Source organism: Algoriphagus jejuensis, from assembly GCF_039523455.1.
Taxonomy (GTDB): Bacteria; Bacteroidota; Bacteroidia; order Cytophagales; family Cyclobacteriaceae; genus Algoriphagus; species Algoriphagus jejuensis.
Genome location: NZ_BAAAFI010000014.1, coordinates 25,488 through 45,323 on the forward strand (window position 1 = coordinate 25,488; position 19,836 = coordinate 45,323).

General features: G+C 47.0%; 18 protein-coding genes. 14 read left to right on the top strand and 4 right to left on the bottom strand.

All coding sequences use genetic code 11. From position 1 onward, the window contains the following. Position 1 precedes the first annotated feature (1 nt). The 12 genes from ABD031_RS13010 to ABD031_RS13065 all read left to right on the top strand — a co-directional run bounded on the left by ABD031_RS13010 (position 2) and on the right by ABD031_RS13065 (position 13,719). On the top strand, positions 2 to 1,486 hold the full coding sequence (locus ABD031_RS13010; RefSeq protein ID WP_343852134.1) for a glycoside hydrolase family 32 protein: 1,485 nt from the start codon (positions 2 to 4) through the stop codon (positions 1,484 to 1,486). A gap of 69 nt (positions 1,487 to 1,555) precedes the next feature. Next, the gene (locus ABD031_RS13015) at positions 1,556 to 1,900 is read left to right on the top strand and encodes a hypothetical protein (RefSeq protein ID WP_343852136.1); all 345 of its coding nucleotides are present in this window, start codon (positions 1,556 to 1,558) and stop codon (positions 1,898 to 1,900) included. A 70-nt stretch (positions 1,901 to 1,970) separates the two neighbouring features. Next, positions 1,971 to 2,462 (top strand): hypothetical protein, encoded by a 492-nt coding sequence (locus ABD031_RS13020; RefSeq protein WP_343852138.1) that lies wholly within the window; start codon positions 1,971 to 1,973, stop codon positions 2,460 to 2,462. 53 nt (positions 2,463 to 2,515) lie between these two features. Then, positions 2,516 to 4,171: a sodium-dependent transporter gene (locus ABD031_RS13025; protein WP_343852140.1), complete on the top strand. Its 1,656-nt coding sequence runs from the start codon at positions 2,516 to 2,518 to the stop codon at positions 4,169 to 4,171. 361 nt (positions 4,172 to 4,532) lie between these two features. Beyond that, positions 4,533 to 4,766 carry a (4Fe-4S)-binding protein gene (locus tag ABD031_RS13030; protein WP_343852143.1) on the top strand — a complete coding sequence of 78 codons (234 nt, stop codon included), beginning with the start codon at positions 4,533 to 4,535 and terminating at the stop codon, positions 4,764 to 4,766. A 17-nt stretch (positions 4,767 to 4,783) separates the two neighbouring features. Then, positions 4,784 to 5,350, top strand: coding sequence for a glutathione-regulated potassium-efflux system oxidoreductase KefF (gene kefF / locus ABD031_RS13035; RefSeq protein WP_343852145.1), 567 nt, complete (start codon positions 4,784 to 4,786; stop codon positions 5,348 to 5,350). 3 nt (positions 5,351 to 5,353) lie between these two features. Beyond that, the gene (locus ABD031_RS13040) at positions 5,354 to 7,225 is read left to right on the top strand and encodes a monovalent cation:proton antiporter-2 (CPA2) family protein (protein ID WP_343852147.1); all 1,872 of its coding nucleotides are present in this window, start codon (positions 5,354 to 5,356) and stop codon (positions 7,223 to 7,225) included. 134 nt (positions 7,226 to 7,359) lie between these two features. Beyond that, on the top strand, positions 7,360 to 7,977 hold the full coding sequence (locus ABD031_RS13045) for a TetR/AcrR family transcriptional regulator (RefSeq protein WP_343852149.1): 618 nt from the start codon (positions 7,360 to 7,362) through the stop codon (positions 7,975 to 7,977). A gap of 54 nt (positions 7,978 to 8,031) precedes the next feature. Next, the gene (locus ABD031_RS13050) at positions 8,032 to 9,384 is read left to right on the top strand and encodes a TolC family protein (RefSeq protein WP_343852151.1); all 1,353 of its coding nucleotides are present in this window, start codon (positions 8,032 to 8,034) and stop codon (positions 9,382 to 9,384) included. A gap of 3 nt (positions 9,385 to 9,387) precedes the next feature. After that, the gene (locus ABD031_RS13055) at positions 9,388 to 10,434 is read left to right on the top strand and encodes an efflux RND transporter periplasmic adaptor subunit (protein ID WP_343852153.1); all 1,047 of its coding nucleotides are present in this window, start codon (positions 9,388 to 9,390) and stop codon (positions 10,432 to 10,434) included. Beyond that, positions 10,431 to 13,466: an efflux RND transporter permease subunit gene (locus ABD031_RS13060; protein WP_343852155.1), complete on the top strand. Its 3,036-nt coding sequence runs from the start codon at positions 10,431 to 10,433 to the stop codon at positions 13,464 to 13,466. The genes ABD031_RS13055 and ABD031_RS13060 overlap by 4 nt, the downstream gene beginning before the upstream one ends. Positions 13,467 to 13,470: 4 nt before the next feature. After that, positions 13,471 to 13,719, top strand: coding sequence for an acyl carrier protein (locus tag ABD031_RS13065; protein WP_343852157.1), 249 nt, complete (start codon positions 13,471 to 13,473; stop codon positions 13,717 to 13,719). 69 nt (positions 13,720 to 13,788) lie between these two features. Here the strand turns inward: ABD031_RS13065 and ABD031_RS13070 are convergent, their stop codons facing one another. The 4 genes from ABD031_RS13070 to ABD031_RS13085 all read right to left on the bottom strand — a co-directional run bounded on the left by ABD031_RS13070 (position 13,789) and on the right by ABD031_RS13085 (position 18,090). After that, complete coding sequence (locus ABD031_RS13070) at positions 13,789 to 14,577, bottom strand: AAA family ATPase (RefSeq protein WP_343852159.1); 789 nt, start codon at positions 14,575 to 14,577, stop codon at positions 13,789 to 13,791. A 150-nt stretch (positions 14,578 to 14,727) separates the two neighbouring features. After that, positions 14,728 to 15,333: a Maf family nucleotide pyrophosphatase gene (locus ABD031_RS13075; RefSeq protein ID WP_343852161.1), complete on the bottom strand. Its 606-nt coding sequence runs from the start codon at positions 15,331 to 15,333 to the stop codon at positions 14,728 to 14,730. Further along, positions 15,290 to 16,594, bottom strand: a complete 1,305-nt coding sequence (locus tag ABD031_RS13080) for a DUF1015 domain-containing protein (RefSeq protein WP_343852163.1) — start codon at positions 16,592 to 16,594, stop codon at positions 15,290 to 15,292. Before ABD031_RS13080 ends, ABD031_RS13075 begins: the two co-directional genes overlap by 44 nt. After that, entirely contained in the window at positions 16,594 to 18,090 is a 1,497-nt protein-coding gene (locus ABD031_RS13085) for an acetyl-CoA carboxylase biotin carboxylase subunit (protein ID WP_343852165.1), read from the bottom strand. Before ABD031_RS13085 ends, ABD031_RS13080 begins: the two co-directional genes overlap by 1 nt. 180 nt (positions 18,091 to 18,270) lie before the next feature. On the opposite strand from ABD031_RS13085, the gene ABD031_RS13090 reads away from it, so the two are divergent. Both ABD031_RS13090 and ABD031_RS13095 read left to right on the top strand, forming a co-directional pair. Continuing rightward, positions 18,271 to 19,521, top strand: coding sequence for an aminotransferase class I/II-fold pyridoxal phosphate-dependent enzyme (locus tag ABD031_RS13090; protein WP_343852167.1), 1,251 nt, complete (start codon positions 18,271 to 18,273; stop codon positions 19,519 to 19,521). Between the two features lie 102 nt (positions 19,522 to 19,623). Further along, positions 19,624 to 19,800 (top strand): histone H1, encoded by a 177-nt coding sequence (locus ABD031_RS13095; RefSeq protein WP_343852170.1) that lies wholly within the window; start codon positions 19,624 to 19,626, stop codon positions 19,798 to 19,800. Positions 19,801 to 19,836 lie beyond the last annotated feature (36 nt).

Sequence of the window (19,836 nt, forward strand, 5' to 3'; positions counted from 1 at the left end):
CATGAAACCGATTTTGAGCATTTTGCTTTTTTTATTGTTGCCGCTTCTATTCTCCTGCGAATCAAATCCCGAGGTGAAATTTATTGCTTCGGAAAATGAGCAATACCGCCCGGACTATCATTTCACTCCTGCTAAGGGATGGATGAACGATCCGAACGGGATGTTTTACCTCGACGGGGAATATCACCTGTTTTACCAACACTATCCAGATTCGACCGTTTGGGGCCCGATGCATTGGGGACATGCCGTTTCCAGTGACCTGGTCGCTTGGGAAGAGTTGCCGATTGCGATCTATCCGGATAGTCTGGGGTATATCTTTTCGGGAAGCGCAGTAGTTGATCTCGAAAACACTTCTGGTTTGGGGTCGCCCGAAAACCCTCCCATCGTCGCCATTTACACCTATCACGACATGGCTGGAGAAAAGTCCGGAGCCACGGACTTCCAATCACAGGGCATCGCCTACTCCACCGACAAAGGACGAACTTGGACAAAATTTGACGGCAATCCCGTCCTGCCCAATCAAGGCATTCGGGACTTTCGCGACCCAAAAGTCTCTCAAATCGTCGATGCGGATGGCAAAAAAGAATGGGTGATGACGCTGGCCGTACAGGATCGTGTTCAGTTTTTCAGCTCGCCGGATTTGAAATCCTGGACTCTAAGGAGTGAATTTGGACAGGATACGGGGGCTCATGGTGGAGTCTGGGAGTGTCCCGACTTGATCAAGCTTCAGACTCCCGATGGAAAAGACAAGTGGGTATTACTGCTAAGTATCAATCCAGGTGGTCCACAGAAAGGGTCAGCTACCCAGTATTTTATCGGAGACTTCCAAGATGGGACTTTCACACCTGACGACACCATGATCCGCTGGATTGACTATGGCCCGGACAACTACGCTGGAGTGACATGGGCCAATCTTCCCCCGACAGACCATCGAACCCTGTTCATTGGTTGGATGAGCAATTGGCTTTACGGTCAGGTCGTGCCCACTGAATCCTGGAGATCGGCGATGACCGTCGCGAGGGAATTAAGTCTTATCGACGTGAACGGAGTTTTGCTCCTAAAATCTGCTCCTGCGAAGGAACTGGAAAGTCTGCGACAAGAAGGGATTGAAATCACGGCTGCCTCCAATCTCCCTTCCCAAGCGGTGGAAATTGACGCTGAGCTGGACGGATCAGATGCCTTTTCGTTGACTCTTTCCAACGAATTGGGAGAAAAACTCACGATTACGAAAGAAACCGGCTTGGTATCTATTGACAGATCCCAGGCAGGCAAAGCAGATTTTCATCCAGATTTTGCCGCCATCCATTCCGCTCCTATGAGTTGGAAAGCAGAAAACCTGCGGATATTCCTCGATGCAAGTTCTGTAGAGCTATTCGTCAATGAAGGAGAACTTGTCATGACATCTCTCCTGTTTCCAAACTCTCCTTGGAAGCAAATTGAGTTTCATCAGGGCATCGGCGGCGGTCAATTGTACGAATTAAAATAATAGCCGTCTTGAGCTTGATTTATCAGAATAATCAAGCTTAAATTTGGTCTTTATTCGAAAGTAGAAGAAATGAAAAAACAAAAAATAGCCGTTCTCCTAAGCCTAGCTTGGCTGATTGGTATGGTTGCTGTTTTTTCATTTCCTCCTTCAATTAAGAAGGAGTCACATCGCCAATCTCATCATTCCGAACTAAGCGAGATCACGGCTGTTGAGTTGGTCTTCAGATCTGCTGGTCAGTCGCCGGAAGTTCCTGCTTTCAAAGCCGAATTGAACTTCGCGGACCTGGTCTCATCGCAATCCAGCATCTCTTTTGCATCCCTTGGTTCACATTATTTCTCGCCTTCATTTTTCACTAAATCAAGGCCCCTTTTCGATGTACTGATCACATTTTTCTATTTTTTCCATACTTGGTAGCGTCCGCTTTTTTTCATTTCTGCCCATAGGCAGTCAGTCCCATTCTTAATTTTATCTACCAAATCACATGTTGTACATCGATATGCCCACTCTTGTGGTGGTCATTATATTGCTTGGCGCTCTAGCCGCCGTTTTCGTTTACCATTCTCTCAAAGGCAAGAAAGCTCAAAAGCAATTTCTTGACAAATTCAATCAATTCGTTTCAGGCTTGCAGCTTAACCCGCAAGTAAAAGAGGATTGGAGGCGCCGATTTGTATTGGGCATAGACCAGCAAAAAAACACACTCGTCTACTGCAATTTTGGAGAATCAGAGCAAAAAATCGCCGTACCTCTCGCTGAGGTAAGCAAGGTAACGGTCTTGGAGACCTTTCAAGAGAACGCTCCGACAACCAACACCAGAAAATTGATTGATCACCTCGCGTTAAACATACACTTTAAGAAACCCGGAAAAGAGGCGCTGAGTCTGTTGATATATTCGGCAGAAGAGTATTCAGATTTGCTTGGAGAGACTGTTCTCGCTGCGAACTGGGCAAATACGATTAATGAACAGTTAACTAAATAGCGAATAGGGCTCTCCTACATTGGGGGAGCCTTTTATCTTTTCTTCTACTCAATATGGACGCATCGAAAGAAACCTGGGGATCTCGAACAGGATTGATTCTCGCCATGGCTGGAAATGCCGTAGGGCTAGGCAATTTCCTCCGATTTCCTGTACAAGCCGTGCAAAATGGCGGCGGCGCTTTCATCATTCCCTACTTGATCTGCTTTCTTCTGATGGGGATTCCACTCCTGTTTACCGAGTGGTCTATCGGACGCTTCGGAGGGAAACTAGGAAACCACAGTACCCCATACATCCTGGATTCGATGAGCAAAAAGTCGATCTGGAAGTACATCGGTGTGTTCGGGATTTTCACCAATATCGCTGTGGTCGCCTACTACACGTACATCGAATCCTGGACTTTCATCTATGTTCTACACACGGTTTTTGGTACGTTCAACGGAATGGGTAAGGAGGAAGTCAGCCTATTCTTCGACAATTATGTAAATCTGACAGGCTCTGATCTGGGGATCCGCTATCTCCCTGCGATTGTATACCTACTGGTCTTGGGAGTCAATGTGTACATCCTTTCTACGGGACTCGGTGGCATCGAGAAAGTAGCCAAAATCGGCATGCCGCTCCTGATTCTATTCGGATGCGTGCTAGCCTATCAAGGTTGGACAATGGGCGCTGATTTTGCATCCAGGGAATTTCCTGATGCAAATGCCTGGGATGGGATCAACTTCCTCTGGACACCTCAGTATTCCTCATTGGCGGATCCCAAGGTTTGGTTAGCCGCTGCAGGACAGATTTTCTTTACGCTCTCAGTAGGCATGGGCTCTATCCAATGCTATGCCTCCTATGTCAAAGAGAATGAAGATATTGCGCTCAATTCAGTCACAGCGGGTTTTACTAACGAATTTGTAGAAGTACTGCTGGGGAGTGCCATTGTGATACCCATTGCAGCGGGATTTTTGGGACTAGATTGGGTCATCGAAAACGCCGGCTTTGGAATGGCGTTTCAGACCATGCCCTATCTATTCCAGCAGTGGGGAGTGGTATTTGGAGCAGTGGCAGGCGTGTGCTGGTTCGGCCTCTTGTTCTTCGCAGGGATCACCTCCTCCTTAGCTATGGGCACCCCTTGGATGGGCTTCATGCAGGATGAATTTGGTTGGGGCAAGGTCAAAGGAGCAGTCTCTTTTGGTCTGATCGCATTGATCATGGGATTGCCTACTGTGCTATTCTATCGCTACGGGTATTTTGACGAGTATGACTATTGGGGTGGCACTGTTAGCTTGGTGATCTTTGCCCTGCTAGAGACAATTCTTTTCGCTTGGGTTTTTGGGATAGACAAGGGCTGGCAAGAGCTAAACCGAGGAGCAGATATCCGTATCCCGAACATTTACAAATGGATCATGAAATATGTGACCCCAACATTGCTCCTTTTAGTGTTGATTGGAGCCATGTTCACTCCGGCAGGAAACGATTGGGCTGCTGCGGTTTCCGGTTTGCTAGATGGACAAGGATACGCGCTGGAGTCCAGCTCGCTGATCTCAAAATTGTCTCATGCGGATCTCAAAGCTCAACTGCTAGTAAACCCCGAGAAGGCCGACCTGATTGAAAAGAAAATGCGCTATTCCAGTTTGGCTCGAACTCAGCTTATACTCCTGTTTTTGGGTATCACTCTAATCGTCTGGTATTCTCACAAAAAACGAAAAACTGCTCTATCATGAACACTTCCGCGCTCATTCTTTCTATTGCAACTCAAGGCTTGATTTTGGTGGTGACGGCCTATTGTTTCTATTTGGTTTTGAAAAAGCCCGAGGCTGATAAGTAAAAACATGTATCTCCGTTTTTGTACTAGTGGTTGGCTCGTAAGCAAAACAACGCTAAACTCTGAAATTGGCGATACTTCGGTCTTCCAGCCAGAATGATGGAGGAAATTCGATTGCTGGCAAGATTGCGGATAATCATTAGTAGAAAAATACAACAGCCTGCTTCGGAAACAAGGCAGGTTTTTTCTTTTTTACCCGGTGGGGCAAAGAACTAATGGCCAGTTTTTGGTATTATTAGCTTATCCAAAACGACGTTTCTATGAGCTCCATACCCTCTAAAGAATATGACAACGGGGAAGTTGTCATCACTTGGCAACCCGAAAAATGTGCCCATTCAGGCAATTGCGTCCGAGGGCTTCCAAAAGTTTTCAATCCCAGAAAAAAGCCTTGGATAGAAATCGACAACGCGAGCTCAGAGCAGCTGGTCGAGCAAGTCAAAAAATGTCCTTCTGGTGCGCTGGGCTATTATTTCAAAGATCAATCCTCTATCTGAAAAGGCTTAGCAATACCATGCGCAAAATCCTCGTCCTCTTTGCCCACCCCAAATTCGAGCATTCTGACGCAAATCAGGCCTTGGTCGATGCTGTAAGCGGCTTGGAAAACGTTCAAATCCGGGATCTCTATGAGCTTTATCCCGACTTCAACATCAACATTCAGGCGGAACAAGAAGCGCTCTTCGAACACGAAGTGATCATCTGGCAGCACCCATTCTACTGGTATTCCTGCCCGCCGCTGCTGAAGCAATGGATAGACTTGGTTTTGGAGCATGGGTGGGCCTACGGCAAGGGCGGAATTTTCCTCAAAAACAAATACATCTTCAACACGATCACATCAGGAGGATCCAAAGACGTCTATTCTTCACTCGGACGAAATCGGTTTACGATCGAAGAATTCCTTCGACCTTTTGAGCAGACGGCGTACCTCTGCAACATGCGCTACCTGCCGCCATTTCACCTAAGTGGGACGCATAGGATTACCGACTATCAGCTCAGGGAAAAAGCCAAGGAGTACCAGGAGCTGATTTTGAGCTTACGTGACTCAGCCGAGATTTCCCTGCCCTATACCCAAAAAACCTAAGCCATGGACGGTTTTCTATTCAATGCAATTGTTTACATCCTGGCAGCGATCGTCTGCGTCCCGATTGCCAAACGCTTGGGAATGGGCTCAGTCTTGGGCTACCTGATTGCCGGAATCCTCGTCGGACCCTACGGCTTTGAGTTTATCCAAGATGAATCTCAGGGACAGGACATCATGCACAGCACGGAATTTGGCGTGGTGATGATGCTGTTTTTGATTGGACTTGAGCTAGAACCTAAAAACCTTTGGAAGATGCGCGACCTGATCTTGAAGGTTGGACTTTCTCAGGTGCTGGTGACGTCCGGGTTGATTTTTGGACTGGGATTGATGCTGGGCATTGATTGGAGAATCAGTCTTGCGGCCGCACTTTCGATGGCCCTTTCCTCGACGGCGATTGTGCTCCAATCATTGAAAGAAAAAAATCAGATGGACTCGCCTACCGGCAAGATGTCATTTGGCGTCTTGCTCCTGCAGGATATCGCGGTTATTCCCATATTGGCTATACTACCCCTACTGGCAGTAGTGAGCTCAGAGGCTTCGGGTGCCGGCCACGACAGTTTTCTGGGAAATCAGCCGGGCTGGATGCAGACCGTCCTGATCTTCGCAGCGATTGGACTTGTCGTCTTGTTGGGACGTTTTGGTTTTGGCCCGCTGTTGAATTGGGTGTCTAAGACCAAACTTCGAGAACTGTTCACCGCATCGGCGCTATTGATTGTGGTCGGAATTGCTTTCCTGATGGAATTAGTCGGCCTTAGCCCCGCTTTGGGGACCTTTCTTGCAGGGGTGATATTGGCCAACTCTCCCTACAAACATGCGCTGGAATCTGATCTCGATCCCTTCAAAGGATTGCTTTTGGGCTTGTTTTTCATGGCGGTGGGTGCCACCATCAATTTCGATTTGATCTTCTCGGACGCCCTAAGCGTTTTTTCGCTCACTCTTGGCGTGATCCTGATCAAAGCCCTCGTCCTTGGCATAATCGGCAAAACCAGGAAACTGAGTCTCGGTGATAATCTAAGGTTTTCAATCGGACTGGCCCAGGTCTCCGAATTTTCGTTTGTCACCTATGCCTTTGCGCTTCAGCTGGGAATCCTAGAGACTACTAACTCGGGGATTTTGATGGCAATTACAGCACTCAGTATGACTTTCACACCCATCTTCAGCCTCATTTTGGACAAGATCATCTTTCCTATATTGGAAAAGAAAAGCGCCAAACCGAAGCGTGAAGCCGATGAAATCGAGGAAAAAAATTCGGTAATCCTAGTGGGATTTTCTCATTTTGGCTCGACAATGGGGAGATTTTTGCGCGCAAATGGTATCGAAGCTACCGTATTGGACTACGACCCGGATCGGGTGGATTTTTTGAGAAAGATGGGATTCAAAGTCTACTTCGGAGATGCGACACGCTTAGACTTGCTGCATTCGGCCGGAGCCGATCACGCCAAAATCTTGATATCCGCAATCAGGTCAACCGAAACAAACAAAAAACTCGTGGAGCTCTGCCAGGAGAATTTCCCCCATCTGGAAGTCATGATCCGAGCCAAAAATCGATATGAAGCCTTTGAATTAATGGAAATGGGGGTGGAAAATATCTTCAGAGAACATTTGGACACCTCGATACGCATGGGACAAGAAGCCCTTCAAAAACTTGGATTCCGGGCGCATACCGTCCAAAGGCTGGCTGCGCAGTTTCGAAAATATGATGAAGATTCACTCAAAGTTCTCGTCAAATTCCGGAGCAATGAAACCGAATACATCTCCAAAATCCGAAAGCAAATCGAAATCCAGGAAAGCCTTCTCTCCGGTGAACTCTCCCGCAAATTTTCCATGAACGATTCTGCTTGGGACAGTGAGCAGTTGAAAGAGGAAAGCCAATAGCAGTCTAGAATAGTGTTCAGTCGCAGCGCTCAGTTCCCCGGACGACGATTGCATATCTTTTTCACAAGATCCGAGCAAATCATTTGGAATATTAAACAGTGTTTAACTACATTTAACCGTTCAATAGAAAAGTAATGGGAATCGCAGATCGAAAAGAGAGAGACAAAGAGGAATTGAAAGAAAGAATATTGGTCGCGGCCAAATCACTATTTCTGGAGAGAGGGATCGAAAAGACTTCCATCCGAAATATCGCGGATCAGATCGAATATAGCCCTGGAATAATCTACCACTATTTCAAGGATAAAAACGAGATTTTTCACGCACTCCACCAAGTTGGTTTCCAACAGCTGATCGAAAAAATGCAGGTATTAGGCTCCGTGAGAAATCCAATGGAGCGACTGAAAGCAATGGGAAGCATCTATGTAAATTTTGCTACAGAAAACCCTGACATGTACGACCTTATGTTCATCAAAGAGGCTCCCATTGAGCATGTTTGCAGCACGGACGATGACTGTTGGAAAGAAGGAGGAGGTACGTTTAATTTCCTGAGATTGACCATCAACGACTGTATTAGCGCAGGGCATTTCCAGGGCCATGAAGCGGAGGCCTTGTCTTTTATGATTTGGTCGATTGTCCATGGCATGGTTTCCCTCCACATCAGAAAGCGCTGCGACGTAATACTCCCAAACCGTAAGGATAAAATCGTAACAGAAGGATTGGAGGAGTTTTTCAAGATTCTAGATAGGATCTAAAAAAATTTACCTGTCCATTAAACACTGTTTAAATAATTAACATCGAATAATGAAATGAAAAAGACTACACTTATTTTTCTGGTCTATCTGTTGTTAAGCTACCCTCCGATTGCGAAAGGACAAGGCATCCTGGATCAATATGTCCTGGACGGATTGCAAAACAACCTGGTTTTGAAAGAAAAAAATATCGAGCTGGAGCGAAGCTTACTTGCACTCAAAGATGCTAAGAGTTTTTTCCTCCCTGCCCTTGATTTTGGAGCGAGCTACACACTGGCGAGCGGCGGTCGGACAATTGGCTTTCCCGTCGGCGATCTGTTAAACCCAGTCTATTCTACGCTCAACCAATTGACGGGAACGACTACTTTCCCCCAGCTAGAAAACGTCTCGGAGCAACTCTTGCCGGACAATTTCTACGATGCCCGCTTCCGCGCTTCGATGCCGATTGTCAATACCGACCTGATCTATCAGAAGCAAATCAGAGAAAAGCAGGTTTTGCTCTCGGAGTATGAGCTAAAGATCTATCAAGCGAATCTGATCCAAGACATTAAGTTGGCTTATTACAATTTCTGCACAGCTTATACCGCCATCGAAGTCATCAAAAGCAGCAAGGGCCTCGTGGAGCAAAATCTGAGAGACAACCAATCCCTTTTGAAAAATGGAAAAGGCCTTCCCTCCGCTGTGCTCCGGGCTGAAAGCGAAGTGGAAAACATCAATGCGCTGATGATAGAGGCGGAAAGCAGGAAGCAAAATGCAATTCACTACGTCAATTTTCTGCTCAACCGACCGATTTATAGCGAGGTGGTTTTTGAAGAGCACCTCGCGAATCAGACAGAACTCGCCCTACTAATGGGCGAGGAGGACCTCAGCACCCGTCCGGAGCTCCTGCAGGTCCAAACCGCCGAACTCATCCAAGAAACAGCGATCAAAGCCAGTAAGAATTTTTGGGTACCCAGAATAAGTACCTATGCCGATTTAGGTTCCCAGAGCTTTGATTGGGCCTTTGACCAAGACTCAAGGTATGCGCTTTTGGGTGTCAATTTCAATATGTCCGTATTTCAAGGTGGAAGAAACAGAACCCAGATCTACCGAAGCGAATTGGGGCTGAAGTCCGTGCAGAACCAAAAAGACCTCCTTACCGAGAAGCTTGAGCTCGATCTGCAACTCACCAAAAACGAGGTTATCGCTAATCAGGCGGCTCTACAGTCCGCTGTTAAAAAGCTCGAATCCGCTGCCGCCTATTTTCGCTTGGTGGATCGGGGTTTTCGAGAAGGAGCCAATTCACTGATCGAATTCATCGACGCAAGAAGCCAGCTGACCCAGGCCTCGCTTCAAAAAACCATCAATTCCTACAACCTCCTCAAGTCCATGGCGCAGCTTGAGCGTCAACTCATTTCACAAACCTATTAAGCTATGAGAATTCTTTCCAACCCATTCCTCTTTCTGCTCGCAGCGTTATTTTTTGCCTGCAGCAAAACAGAAACCACCACCCAGCTAGTCAGCAAAGGTGATAGGATACCGGTCAAGGTAGTCGAGCTCAAGCAGGGAAGTTTTTCGTCTTCCATCCCTGCAAGTGGAAGTTTCTCCACCAACGATGAGACACTTCTTTCCTTCAAAGTCGGCGGTATTGTGTCTCAAATCCTCGTGCAGGAGGGTGACGAAGTCAAGAAAGGTCAACTACTTGCAAGCCTCGATCTGACCGAAATTCAGGCTGGCCTAAACCAGTCAAAACTAGCGTTCGAAAAAGCACTTCGAGACCATCAGCGGGCCGAGCGACTTTACCGCGACAGCGTCGCTACTTTGGAACAATTTCAAAACAGCAAAACCGCCCTTGACATCGCTGAGCAGCAGCTTAAAACTGCCGAGTTCAACCTCTCCTTTTCCCAGATCCGCGCGACGCAAAATGGATTTGTCTTGCGCAAGTTCGTAAATGCTGGTCAACAAGTCGCCTCCGGCGCTCAAGTGTTGCAGATCAATGGAGCCAATCAAGGCCATTGGCTGCTCAAGGCTACCGTCAATGATTTGAATTGGAGCGTGATCAGTATCGGCAACCCGGCGATAATTTTCCCGTCAACCTCCGATAGCATTCCCGGCGAAGTCATTCGCAAGAGCCAGGCCGCCGATCCTGTCACGGGCGCTTACTGGGTGGAGATTTCTCCCGACGAAAGTCTGGGATTAAAGCTGGCCTCCGGCATGTTTGGCAAAGTGCTGATATATCCGACCGAAGAGACTGAAGGTTGGGAGATCCCCTATGAGGCCCTGTTGGATGCCAGCGGAGGCGAGGGGTTTGTATTTGTCACCGACGACAACCAACAGGCAAAAAAGATCAAAGTCAGCCTGGGTAAGATCTCCCCAAATACTGTTCAGGTACTTTCCGGACTGGAAAAACACGCCACACTGATCGTCTCAGGGAGCGCATACCTTACTGATGGTTCCACCATAGAAGTTAAGAATCAATGAAAATCTCTGATTTTGCAGTTAAAAACTACCAGTTCACGCTGGTGATTTTCCTCATGACGGTGGCTGTCGGCGTGACGACTTTTTTCAGCATGCCCCGAAGTGAAGATCCGGTGATCGAAGCGCCGCAATTTCCCGTGATCGTCATCTATCCAGGGGCAAGTCCCGAGGATATGGAAGAATTGGTCGTTGATCCACTGGAGGAAGTGATTTATGGGCTGGAAAACATCAAGCGGATCAAAACGGAAATCAAGGACGGCGTCGCGGTACTATTCGTGGAGTACAACTACAATGAAGACGTCAATGAAAAATACCAGGAGCTGGTGCGCGAGGTGAATACACTCCGACCCGAGCTGCCTGAGGACATTTTTTCCATCAAGATCAACAAAGTCCGGCCTTCCGATGTGAATATCCTGCAAATCGCTCTGATAAGCGAAAACGCCTCCAGGGATAACCTAAAGAAATATAGTGAGCGACTACAAGATGAACTGGAGAAAATCACCGAACTGAAGAAAGTCGAGCTGTTTGGACTGCCGGAGCAGGTCGTCCGGATAGATCTCAAGCTGGACAAGATCGCGGAAATGAACATTCCCTTGTCTGCCATTATCGGAAGCATCCAAAGCGAACTGAGCAACATTCCCGGCGGCCAAGTGGAGGCGGGAAGCAAAAGCTTTAATATCAAAACCAGCGGAAATTACACTTCTGCCGAGGAGATCGGTGAGACGATCGTCTATTCTGTTCAGGGAAAGACCATTCAGCTCAAGGACGTGGCTACTATCAGGAATGACTTCGAAGAAACCAAACACATCACCCGGTTGAATGGCTACCGATCGATCTTTGTCACGGCGGCGCTGAAGGAAGGCAACAACATCTCCAATGTCCAGGAAAAATATGTCGCTGTCCTTGAAAAAGTCAAAACCGAGCTCCCGGACAACATCGATCTCATTGTCTCTTTTGACCAGGCAAACTATGTGAATCAGCGCCTCAGCGGCTTGGGCTTTGACTTCCTGATCGCGATCTCATTGGTTTTCATCACCCTCCTTCCTCTGGGCAACCGGGCTTCAATCATCGTGATGGTCTCTATTCCGCTTTCGCTTGCGATTGGTTTGGTGCTATTGAACGCGTTGGGGTATGGTCTTAACCAGCTGAGTATTGTTGGCTTGGTAGTCGCTTTGGGGCTATTGGTGGATGATAGTATCGTAGTAGTAGAGAACATTGAGCGCTGGATCAGAGAAGGCTTTTCCAGAAAAGAGGCCGCACTCAAAGCCACGAAGCAGATTTCACTTTCGGTCGTTGGCTGCACGGTGACCTTGGTTATTGCATTTTTGCCTTTGGTTTTTCTACCGGAAGGCTCTGGCGATTTCGTGCGAAGTCTGCCGATGGCCGTCATCATGAGCGTGTTGGCGTCCATGCTCGTTTCACTCACCATCATCCCCTTCCTATCTACTTGGTTTCTCAAAGACAAAGGCACGGATCATACTAACCGTATTTTTGACCTATTTCAAAAAGGGATTCACCGAACCTACGCGCCATTGTTAGAAAAGGCTCTTGGAAAGCCGGTGCAGACGCTCCTGATCGCTGGAGTCATTTTCATCGCTGCTATGGGGCTCTTTCCTGTGATTGGATTCAGCCTTTTTCCCCCTTCTGAAAAACCCCAGTTTCTCATCAACATCACCACACCGCTTCAGTCCAATCTGACTACGACAGATGAAGTTGCCAAAAAGGTAGAAGCCGAGCTTAGCCTGATTCCAGAATTGATGAACTTTGCAACGAATGTAGGCAAGGGAAACCCGAGGATCTACTACAACGAAATCCCAGAAAACGAACGGACGGACTATTCCCAGATCTTTGTCCAGCTTGATCCAACTACATCACCACCGCGAAAGATGGAAGTCATCGAAGACCTCAAGGCAAGATTCGACGACTTTGCGGGAGCAAAAGTTGAAGTGAAAAACTTTGAGCAAGGCCCACCGGTAACCGCTCCCGTCGAAGTGAGGATTTCCGGAGAAAATCTGGATACACTCCGTAACCTGGCAGCGAAGGTGGAGCTGCTACTCAAAGAAACCGAGGGAACAATCTACATCAACAATCCGGTGGCCCACCTGAAAACCGATATCCGCGTCGCCATCCAAAAGAATAAAGCCCGGACACTCGGCGTCAATATCGCAGAAGTCGATCGAACAGTCAGATTGGCATTTGCAGGATTAAACCTGGGTACTTTCACAGACATTCAGGGATCAGAACGATCGATCCACATTACCGCACCAAGACCGGAAAAAGCGACTTTGACAAGTTTCGAGGGGCTATACATCAACAACCAACAAGGTGCTGGGATTCCCATATCCCAGATCGCCAATCTCGAATTGGAAAGCAGCACGCTCACCATCGACCACTACAACAAGATCCGTTCGGTGTCTATTTCGGCATTTGTCGACCAGAATTTCCTGACTGACCGAGTGATCTCGGATGTGATTCAAAAAATGGATCAGGTAAAGCTTCCCGAGGGGTACTCTTTTAAGATGGCCGGAGAATACGAAACCCGCCAAGAGTCTTTTGCAGGATTTAACACCGTGATAATTGTCACCGTTTTTCTCTTTGTTGCAGTTTTAATTTTGCTTTTCAAAACCTTTAAGAGCACTATCATCGTACTTTCTGTCATTCCACTTGGAATGGTCGGAGCCTTGATTGCGTTGTGGATGACGGGAAATTCGCTGTCGTTTGTAGCAATCATCGGTTTGATTGCGTTAGCGGGAATAGAAGTAAAAACATCCATCCTGCTCGTGGATTTTACCAACCAATTGAGACTGGAAGGAAAACCTTTGGAGGCTGCAATCCGTGAAGCAGGAGAAATTCGATTTTTACCGATTGTGCTGACCACGATTACAGCCATTGGAGGTTTGATCCCAATTGCACTGAGTACGAATCCGCTGATTTCGCCTTTGGCTATTGTTTTGATAGGAGGTCTGATTAGTTCCACATTGCTGTCTAGAATCGTCACTCCGGTGATGTATAAGTTATTGCCACCTAAAATTTGACCCTATGAACCAACACTACTCAATGCTGAAAAAAGCCGCCGGAGTTTTTCATTCCTATGGAATAGATCTGACTGGCCCCCGAAAAAATGCCCACCTAATCCTGCAACTGGACATGCATCCGGTTTTTATCAACGGGTTGATCTTCGAATTGGAGTATCAGCTCCAGGTGATCATCCAGGAAGAAAAACTCAGGAACGCCTCAACACCAAGGGAGATCATCGAACTACTCCTGCAGATTCCTCAGGACAATTGACAGAAAAGCGAAGGAAGGCCTTCGCTTTTTACTTTTCTGCCTATTCAATTGTTAGCGATTTTTACTTGGTCAGAGAAATCGAAGAAACGCTTCAGGGTTGTTGAGGAAGTTTTTCATAATCATAAAATGCTCCGTCTCTTCGACGCTGACGGAATGAACTTGCTCATCGAATTGAAGGATTTGGGCATCCGGCAGACTCATCAGAATCGGGGAATGAGTGGCGATGATAAACTGGCAATTTTGGTGCGTAGCTAGATTTTTGATCAGTGAAAAAAGTGCCAGTTGTCGCTGGGGTGAAAGTGCTGCTTCCGGTTCATCGATGAGGTATATACCTTCGGGCTGGATGCGGCTTTCGAGGACTTTTAGGAAACCCTCACCATGAGAAACCTGCGTCAGATCACCGTATTTCCGCTGCAAAGCCTCCTTTTGACCGAGAATTGCACCAACGGCTACTTTGAGGCCATAGCCGCTCAGATTTTTCTCAAAATCCACAATGTCACCTTTCAGTTCCTGATCGATCGTTCTAAGTCTTTTGACAAATCCAAAGTAGTCCTCTGCCCTAAAAAAGAATCCCCGATATGTTCGTGTACGACCCCACTGGGTGACGATTCCTTCACTGAAACTGCGAAAACCGGCAAGTGTATCGTCCTGCTCCAGGTCCGAGCTTCCAATGGCCGGCAGATTGAGTTTCAAGGCCAAGGCTTTGAGCAAGGTGGATTTTCCAGAGCCATTTTCTCCCACAAACACCGTAATTGGTTGGTGTAGGTCCAAAGATTTCAGCCCTTTAAACGAAGGAATGCTAAAAGGAAATTCTTCTGGACTACCGGAAGGAAGAGTGAAGCGCTGAAGGAAAATCATATCGCAAAACTTGGGGGTCAAGCTTTTTGATTCATATTAACACGACTTGTCTACGTTAATGCAGTCTTTGTACTGCTATTTTCAAAGAAAGAAAAATCGAACGGCGATTTTCGAACATAGACGATCATCAACCAGATCCGAACATTGATCCTACCATTTTTTCAGCTGCTCGTAAACCAAATGCTGCGGAAAACCCATAACCGTGAAATAGGAACCTTCGATGCTGCTCACCCCGATGAAACCTATCCATTCTTGAATTCCGTAAGCTCCGGCCTTGTCAAATGGCTTATATTTTCGGACGTAGTGCCAGATTTCTTCTTCGTCTAAAAATCGGAAGGTTACCTTGGTTTCATCCTCCAGCGTCACACTTTTTTTATAACCCCTCATAGTCACCGCTGTCATCACCCTATGGGTAGTCCCGGACAGCTTTTTGATCATATCAAAGGCTTCATGCTCCGAATTTGGCTTGCCCAAAATTTGATTTTTCAAAATCACCACCGTGTCGGCGGTGATCAGAATCTCATTTTCAGCCAGCATATCCGGATAGTTTTCGGCCTTGAGTTTGGATAGATAGGCCGCTGCATACTCCACCGGAAGATCTGTCGGCAGGGTCTCATCGACCGGATTGACATTCACTTCAAACTCCACTTCCAATCCCCTCAGGAGTTCCTGCCGCCTCGGAGAACTTGAAGCCAGTATGATGCGTTTATCTTTAAGTTTGCTCAAAAAAGGCTCCATATTCGTAATCAAATTCATCTTGTTTTATGCTTCCAAAAAGCAAACCACCGAGTGCTTTTGGATAAAAGTAAGTAGATTTTTGAGGCATCAAAGCCCCCGAACCACAAACGTCCAAAACCTGCTCCAACTCAATTTCCCGCGTGATCACGGCAAAACTAGCTTCCCCTCTCCGCACCTCTCGTACGCACCTGGAGAAGTTACGCTCAAATGCCAACTGATCTGATTGTCGCTGCTGTTCGGAATTCAAACCCAGGATTTTTTCAAATAAAACATCATGCAAAACTACCAAATCGAGATTTCGAACCGTCTCGGGTAGTTCTGGTCGAACTTCTGAAAACCGTTCTTGCTTGAATTTAATGACATAGGATTCGTCCGACAGAATCAATCCAAAAGTCCATTTCCGCTGAAAGACATAAGTTTCCAACTCCTCGGCGTCTTCAAACGGCCTCACGTCAAACCAGCTACTGATCTTATTCATCAGTTCTGATTCCGAGATCTGCAATCCAAAAAATAACCGATGTGTAGGGAGGATCTTCAGATGATTGCCGTGCGCATTGGTCAGGTACATCAGGTGGTAGTCCGAACCTTTCCACTTGGCATTTGGAAAGGCATCCTGACGCAGCTTTCGGAATTCAATCGCACTTTCCAGACGATGATGTCCATCCGCCAGGATCACTTTTTTATCCTTTAACACCGCTAAAAATCTGGATATAATAGACGCATCGTTGATGACAGCGAGCACTTCTCTCACCCCCTGATAGTCTTCCAACTCGTACATCGGCGTTGCCATAGCTGCATCCATATACGTTTCTAGTTCCTTGCTTTCGTCGGAATACAAACCATGGGTAGGGCTGGCTTGAATCTCAGTCGAACGGAGCAAATCTATCCGGTCGTTAACTGCTGAGACGATCGTACTTTCATGTCTCAGGATTTCTCTTTCGTCCCAATCATAAGCCTTGATCTGCGCGACAAAGCCCTTGCGACAACGCTCCTCGTGCTCGCCTGGCAGACGGAAATACTGGTAATAGACATAAATCCCCGGAAATAAGTCTTGTTCGATAATCCCCTCCGACTTCCATTTTTGAAGTATTTGACTGGCATTTTCTGAGGGATTTTCTCCTTGGGGAACCGACAGGTGAATGCTGTTCAGAGGATTCGCATAGAGCCGCTCCCGTTGCTTAGCTGACACCACGTCAAAAAGTGGCGCGGTCAGGTCTTCCAGGTTTTTACTCAATTGCTCGTTGTATCGCCAGGCTCTGAGCGGTAGGATCTCTGCCATCAAATCAGGCGGTTGGTCCAGTTTGTGGTCGGAGCCTTTTTCATCGGCTGAGTCGGGCTGAGTCGACTTTCTTCCTTTTGAAAAAACTCCACAGCCAGCGCCGCCAGCAGCTCTTGCTCTTCAGGACTGAAAATGGGTTCGAGTTTTTCGGGAGAAAAATGAAGCTCGACAAACTTGGTATTGAAGTCCCCAGAAACAAAAGCCTGATGCCCCAGCGCAAAGCGGCAAAAGTCCAAAGTCGTCTGAATACCGGTAATTCGATAGTCATCGATTGCCCGGATCATCCGGTTTATCGCATCCTGACGATTTTCCCCGTGAGTGATCAGCTTGGCAATCATCGGATCGTAATAGATCGGGATGTCCATTCCCTCTTCAAAGCCATCATCTACCCTTACCCCCGGTCCCTGAGGTCTTCGGTAGGTTTCCAATCTTCCGATATCGGGTAAGAAATTGTTTTTTGGATCTTCGGCGTAGACACGGATCTCAACCGAGTGTCCGTTTATTCTAAGGTCTTCTTGGGAAAAAGAAAGTGGATTTCCCTCCGCAATCAGGATTTGCTCCCGCACCAGATCTTTCCCAGTGATCATCTCTGTGACGGGATGCTCAACTTGAAGTCTTGTATTCATTTCCAAAAAATAAAAGTCCAGCTTCTCATCTACGATAAATTCGACCGTGCCTGCTCCGTAGTAATTGCAGGCTTTGGCCACTCCGACCGCTGCTTCGCCCATCGCTTTGCGCATCGTTGGGCTTACTACCGCAGAAGGCGCCTCCTCGATCACCTTTTGATGGCGCCGCTGTATAGAGCATTCCCGCTCAAAAAGGTACACGGTATTACCATGCTGATCGCCCAGCACCTGTATCTCTATATGTCGCGGTGAACCAATGTACTTTTCTATAAATACCGCTCCGTCCCCAAACGCCGATTGCGCCTCTGATACCGCACGCTGCATCTGCTCTTCAAACTCTTCCTCCGAATCTACGATGCGCATCCCCTTGCCACCTCCACCGGCCGAAGCTTTGATCAGGATGGGATAGCCGATCTCTACTGCTCTGGATTTTGCGATAGAAATATCAGAAATAGCTTCTTCAGTACCGGGAACCAAAGGAATATCGTAGGCAGCGACCGCTTGCTTGGCAGCCAATTTTGACCCCATAACTTCGATGGATTCAGGCGACGGTCCGACAAAGATCAGCCCAGCCTCTCCTACCATTCTGGCAAAATTCGCATTCTCAGACAGGAAGCCATAACCTGGGTGGATCGCATCCACACCAAGTTCTTTGCAAACATTAACGATTTTCTCTCCCAATAAATAGGACTGTTTGGACGGTGGAGGACCAAGACACACGGCTTCATCTGCATAGTTCACATGAGGAGAAAGACGATCTGCTTCGGAATATACCGCTACTGTCTCGATCCCCATCTCACGCGCTGTCCTCATGATTCTCAAGGCAATCTCTCCACGGTTGGCAACCAATAGCTTCTTAATTTTCGGCATGCGGGTGTTAGTTTCTTAATTCAGGATTTTGGGTTCCAGCGAAATAAGGAAATTATTCTGAGGTTTTGGGACTAGGTTTTTGATAAAAAGTGTTTTTTGCATCCAAGGCATAATAATCTTATTTTTGGCGGATTTTAGAGAAAAATCAACAATTCGCCTAAACACTAAATTCAAACTGCTTTGGATCTATTTGCAAAATTAAAAACGAATATGGGCCCTCTGGGCAAACACTCTGAGTTTGCGGATGGTTATTGGTCATTTCCAAAACTCGAAGGAGAGATCGCTCCCCGGATGAAATTCAAAGGAAAGGACGTTCTGACCTGGAGTCTAAACAACTACCTGGGACTTGCAAACCATCCCGAAGTAAGAAAAGCTGATGCGGACGGAGCTGCCAAGTGGGGTGCTGCTTACCCGATGGGTGCCCGGATGATGTCTGGACAGACTGACCTTCACGAACAATTGGAAGATGAACTGGCGGCGTTCGTCGGCAAGGAAAAATCCTTTTTGTTGAACTTCGGCTACCAGGGCATCATGTCGGTGATCGATGCGATTCTGGATCGTAAAGACGTCGTTGTCTATGATTCCGAGTGTCACGCCTGCATCATCGATGCGTTGAGAATGCATCTGGGCAAACGTTACGTATTCCCGCACAACGACATCGAAAACTGCGAGAAACAACTGGAAAGAGCGACCAAACTCGCTGCCGAAACTGGCGGAGGAATTCTTGTAATCACCGAGGGTGTATTCGGAATGACTGGAGACCAGGGCAAGTTGAAAGAAATAGTCGAACTCAAAAAGAAATTTGATTTCAGAATTCTGGTGGACGACGCACACGGCTTTGGTACCATGGGAAAAACCGGAGCTGGCACGGATGAAGAACAGGGCGTACAAGATCAGATTGACCTTTACTTCTCCACTTTTGCAAAATCAATGGCTTCCATCGGAGCTTTTATCGCAGGTGATGCAGATGTCATCCTGTTCCTGAGATACAATATGAGATCCCAGATTTTCGCAAAATCACTACCAATGCTGTTGGTGGAAGGTGCACTAAAAAGACTGGAATTGCTCAGAACAAAGCCAGAGTTGAAAGATAATCTATGGAAGATCGTACACGCGCTGCGCAAAGGACTCCATGAACATGGATTCAGCACCGGAAAGGCAAATTCTCCTGTGACTCCTGTAGTCCTCAACGGGACTGTAGGCGAGGCGGCAGCGCTTTCCATGGATCTGCGTGAAAATTACGGAATTTTCTGTTCAGTGGTCATTTACCCGGTAATACCTAAAGGAATGATAATCTTGCGATTAATTCCTACGGCGGTTCACACGTTGGAAGATGTCGAAGAAACAGTCACCGCATTTGCTGCTGTGAAGGACAAGTTGGCTTCTGGGATTTACAAAAATTCGGAACTCGCACTTTCATTTGGGGAGTAAAAAAAAAATCAAAAAAAAAGGCCTCTGGATTGAATTGGTAAGTATTTGGGCTATATTGGATCAAAATAAACTTATCATCAACCTATAAAATAAACTTTTACTATGAGCAGATTTAGTGAAGTCAAAAATCTTGTAATGAGCCTTGAAGGTGATTTCGAAAAGTTCTATGACAAGGGAAATCAGGCAGCTGGTACTCGGGTGCGAAAAGGTATGCAGGATTTGAAAAATCTTGCACAAGAAATTCGCACTGAAGTTCAAGACAAGAAGAACGCTGAGTGATCTTAAAAACAAAAAGGTGGTCAAAGGCCACCTTTT

Excerpts from the sequence above, each read along its gene's own strand:
- ABD031_RS13010 (WP_343852134.1), top strand. The coding sequence starts at position 2 with ATGAAACCGATTTTGAGCATTTTGCTTTTTTTATTGTTGCCGCTTCTA.
- ABD031_RS13015 (WP_343852136.1), top strand. The coding sequence starts at position 1,556 with ATGAAAAAACAAAAAATAGCCGTTCTCCTAAGCCTAGCTTGGCTGATT.
- ABD031_RS13025 (WP_343852140.1), top strand. The coding sequence starts at position 2,516 with ATGGACGCATCGAAAGAAACCTGGGGATCTCGAACAGGATTGATTCTC.
- ABD031_RS13030 (WP_343852143.1), top strand. The coding sequence starts at position 4,533 with ATGAGCTCCATACCCTCTAAAGAATATGACAACGGGGAAGTTGTCATC.
- kefF (WP_343852145.1), top strand. The coding sequence starts at position 4,784 with ATGCGCAAAATCCTCGTCCTCTTTGCCCACCCCAAATTCGAGCATTCT.
- ABD031_RS13040 (WP_343852147.1), top strand. The coding sequence starts at position 5,354 with ATGGACGGTTTTCTATTCAATGCAATTGTTTACATCCTGGCAGCGATC.
- ABD031_RS13045 (WP_343852149.1), top strand. The coding sequence starts at position 7,360 with ATGGGAATCGCAGATCGAAAAGAGAGAGACAAAGAGGAATTGAAAGAA.
- ABD031_RS13050 (WP_343852151.1), top strand. The coding sequence starts at position 8,032 with ATGAAAAAGACTACACTTATTTTTCTGGTCTATCTGTTGTTAAGCTAC.
- ABD031_RS13055 (WP_343852153.1), top strand. The coding sequence starts at position 9,388 with ATGAGAATTCTTTCCAACCCATTCCTCTTTCTGCTCGCAGCGTTATTT.
- ABD031_RS13060 (WP_343852155.1), top strand. The coding sequence starts at position 10,431 with ATGAAAATCTCTGATTTTGCAGTTAAAAACTACCAGTTCACGCTGGTG.
- ABD031_RS13065 (WP_343852157.1), top strand. The coding sequence starts at position 13,471 with ATGAACCAACACTACTCAATGCTGAAAAAAGCCGCCGGAGTTTTTCAT.
- ABD031_RS13070 (WP_343852159.1), bottom strand. The coding sequence starts at position 14,577 with ATGATTTTCCTTCAGCGCTTCACTCTTCCTTCCGGTAGTCCAGAAGAA.
- ABD031_RS13075 (WP_343852161.1), bottom strand. The coding sequence starts at position 15,333 with ATGAATTTGATTACGAATATGGAGCCTTTTTTGAGCAAACTTAAAGAT.
- ABD031_RS13080 (WP_343852163.1), bottom strand. The coding sequence starts at position 16,594 with ATGGCAGAGATCCTACCGCTCAGAGCCTGGCGATACAACGAGCAATTG.
- ABD031_RS13085 (WP_343852165.1), bottom strand. The coding sequence starts at position 18,090 with ATGCCGAAAATTAAGAAGCTATTGGTTGCCAACCGTGGAGAGATTGCC.
- ABD031_RS13095 (WP_343852170.1), top strand. The coding sequence starts at position 19,624 with ATGAGCAGATTTAGTGAAGTCAAAAATCTTGTAATGAGCCTTGAAGGT.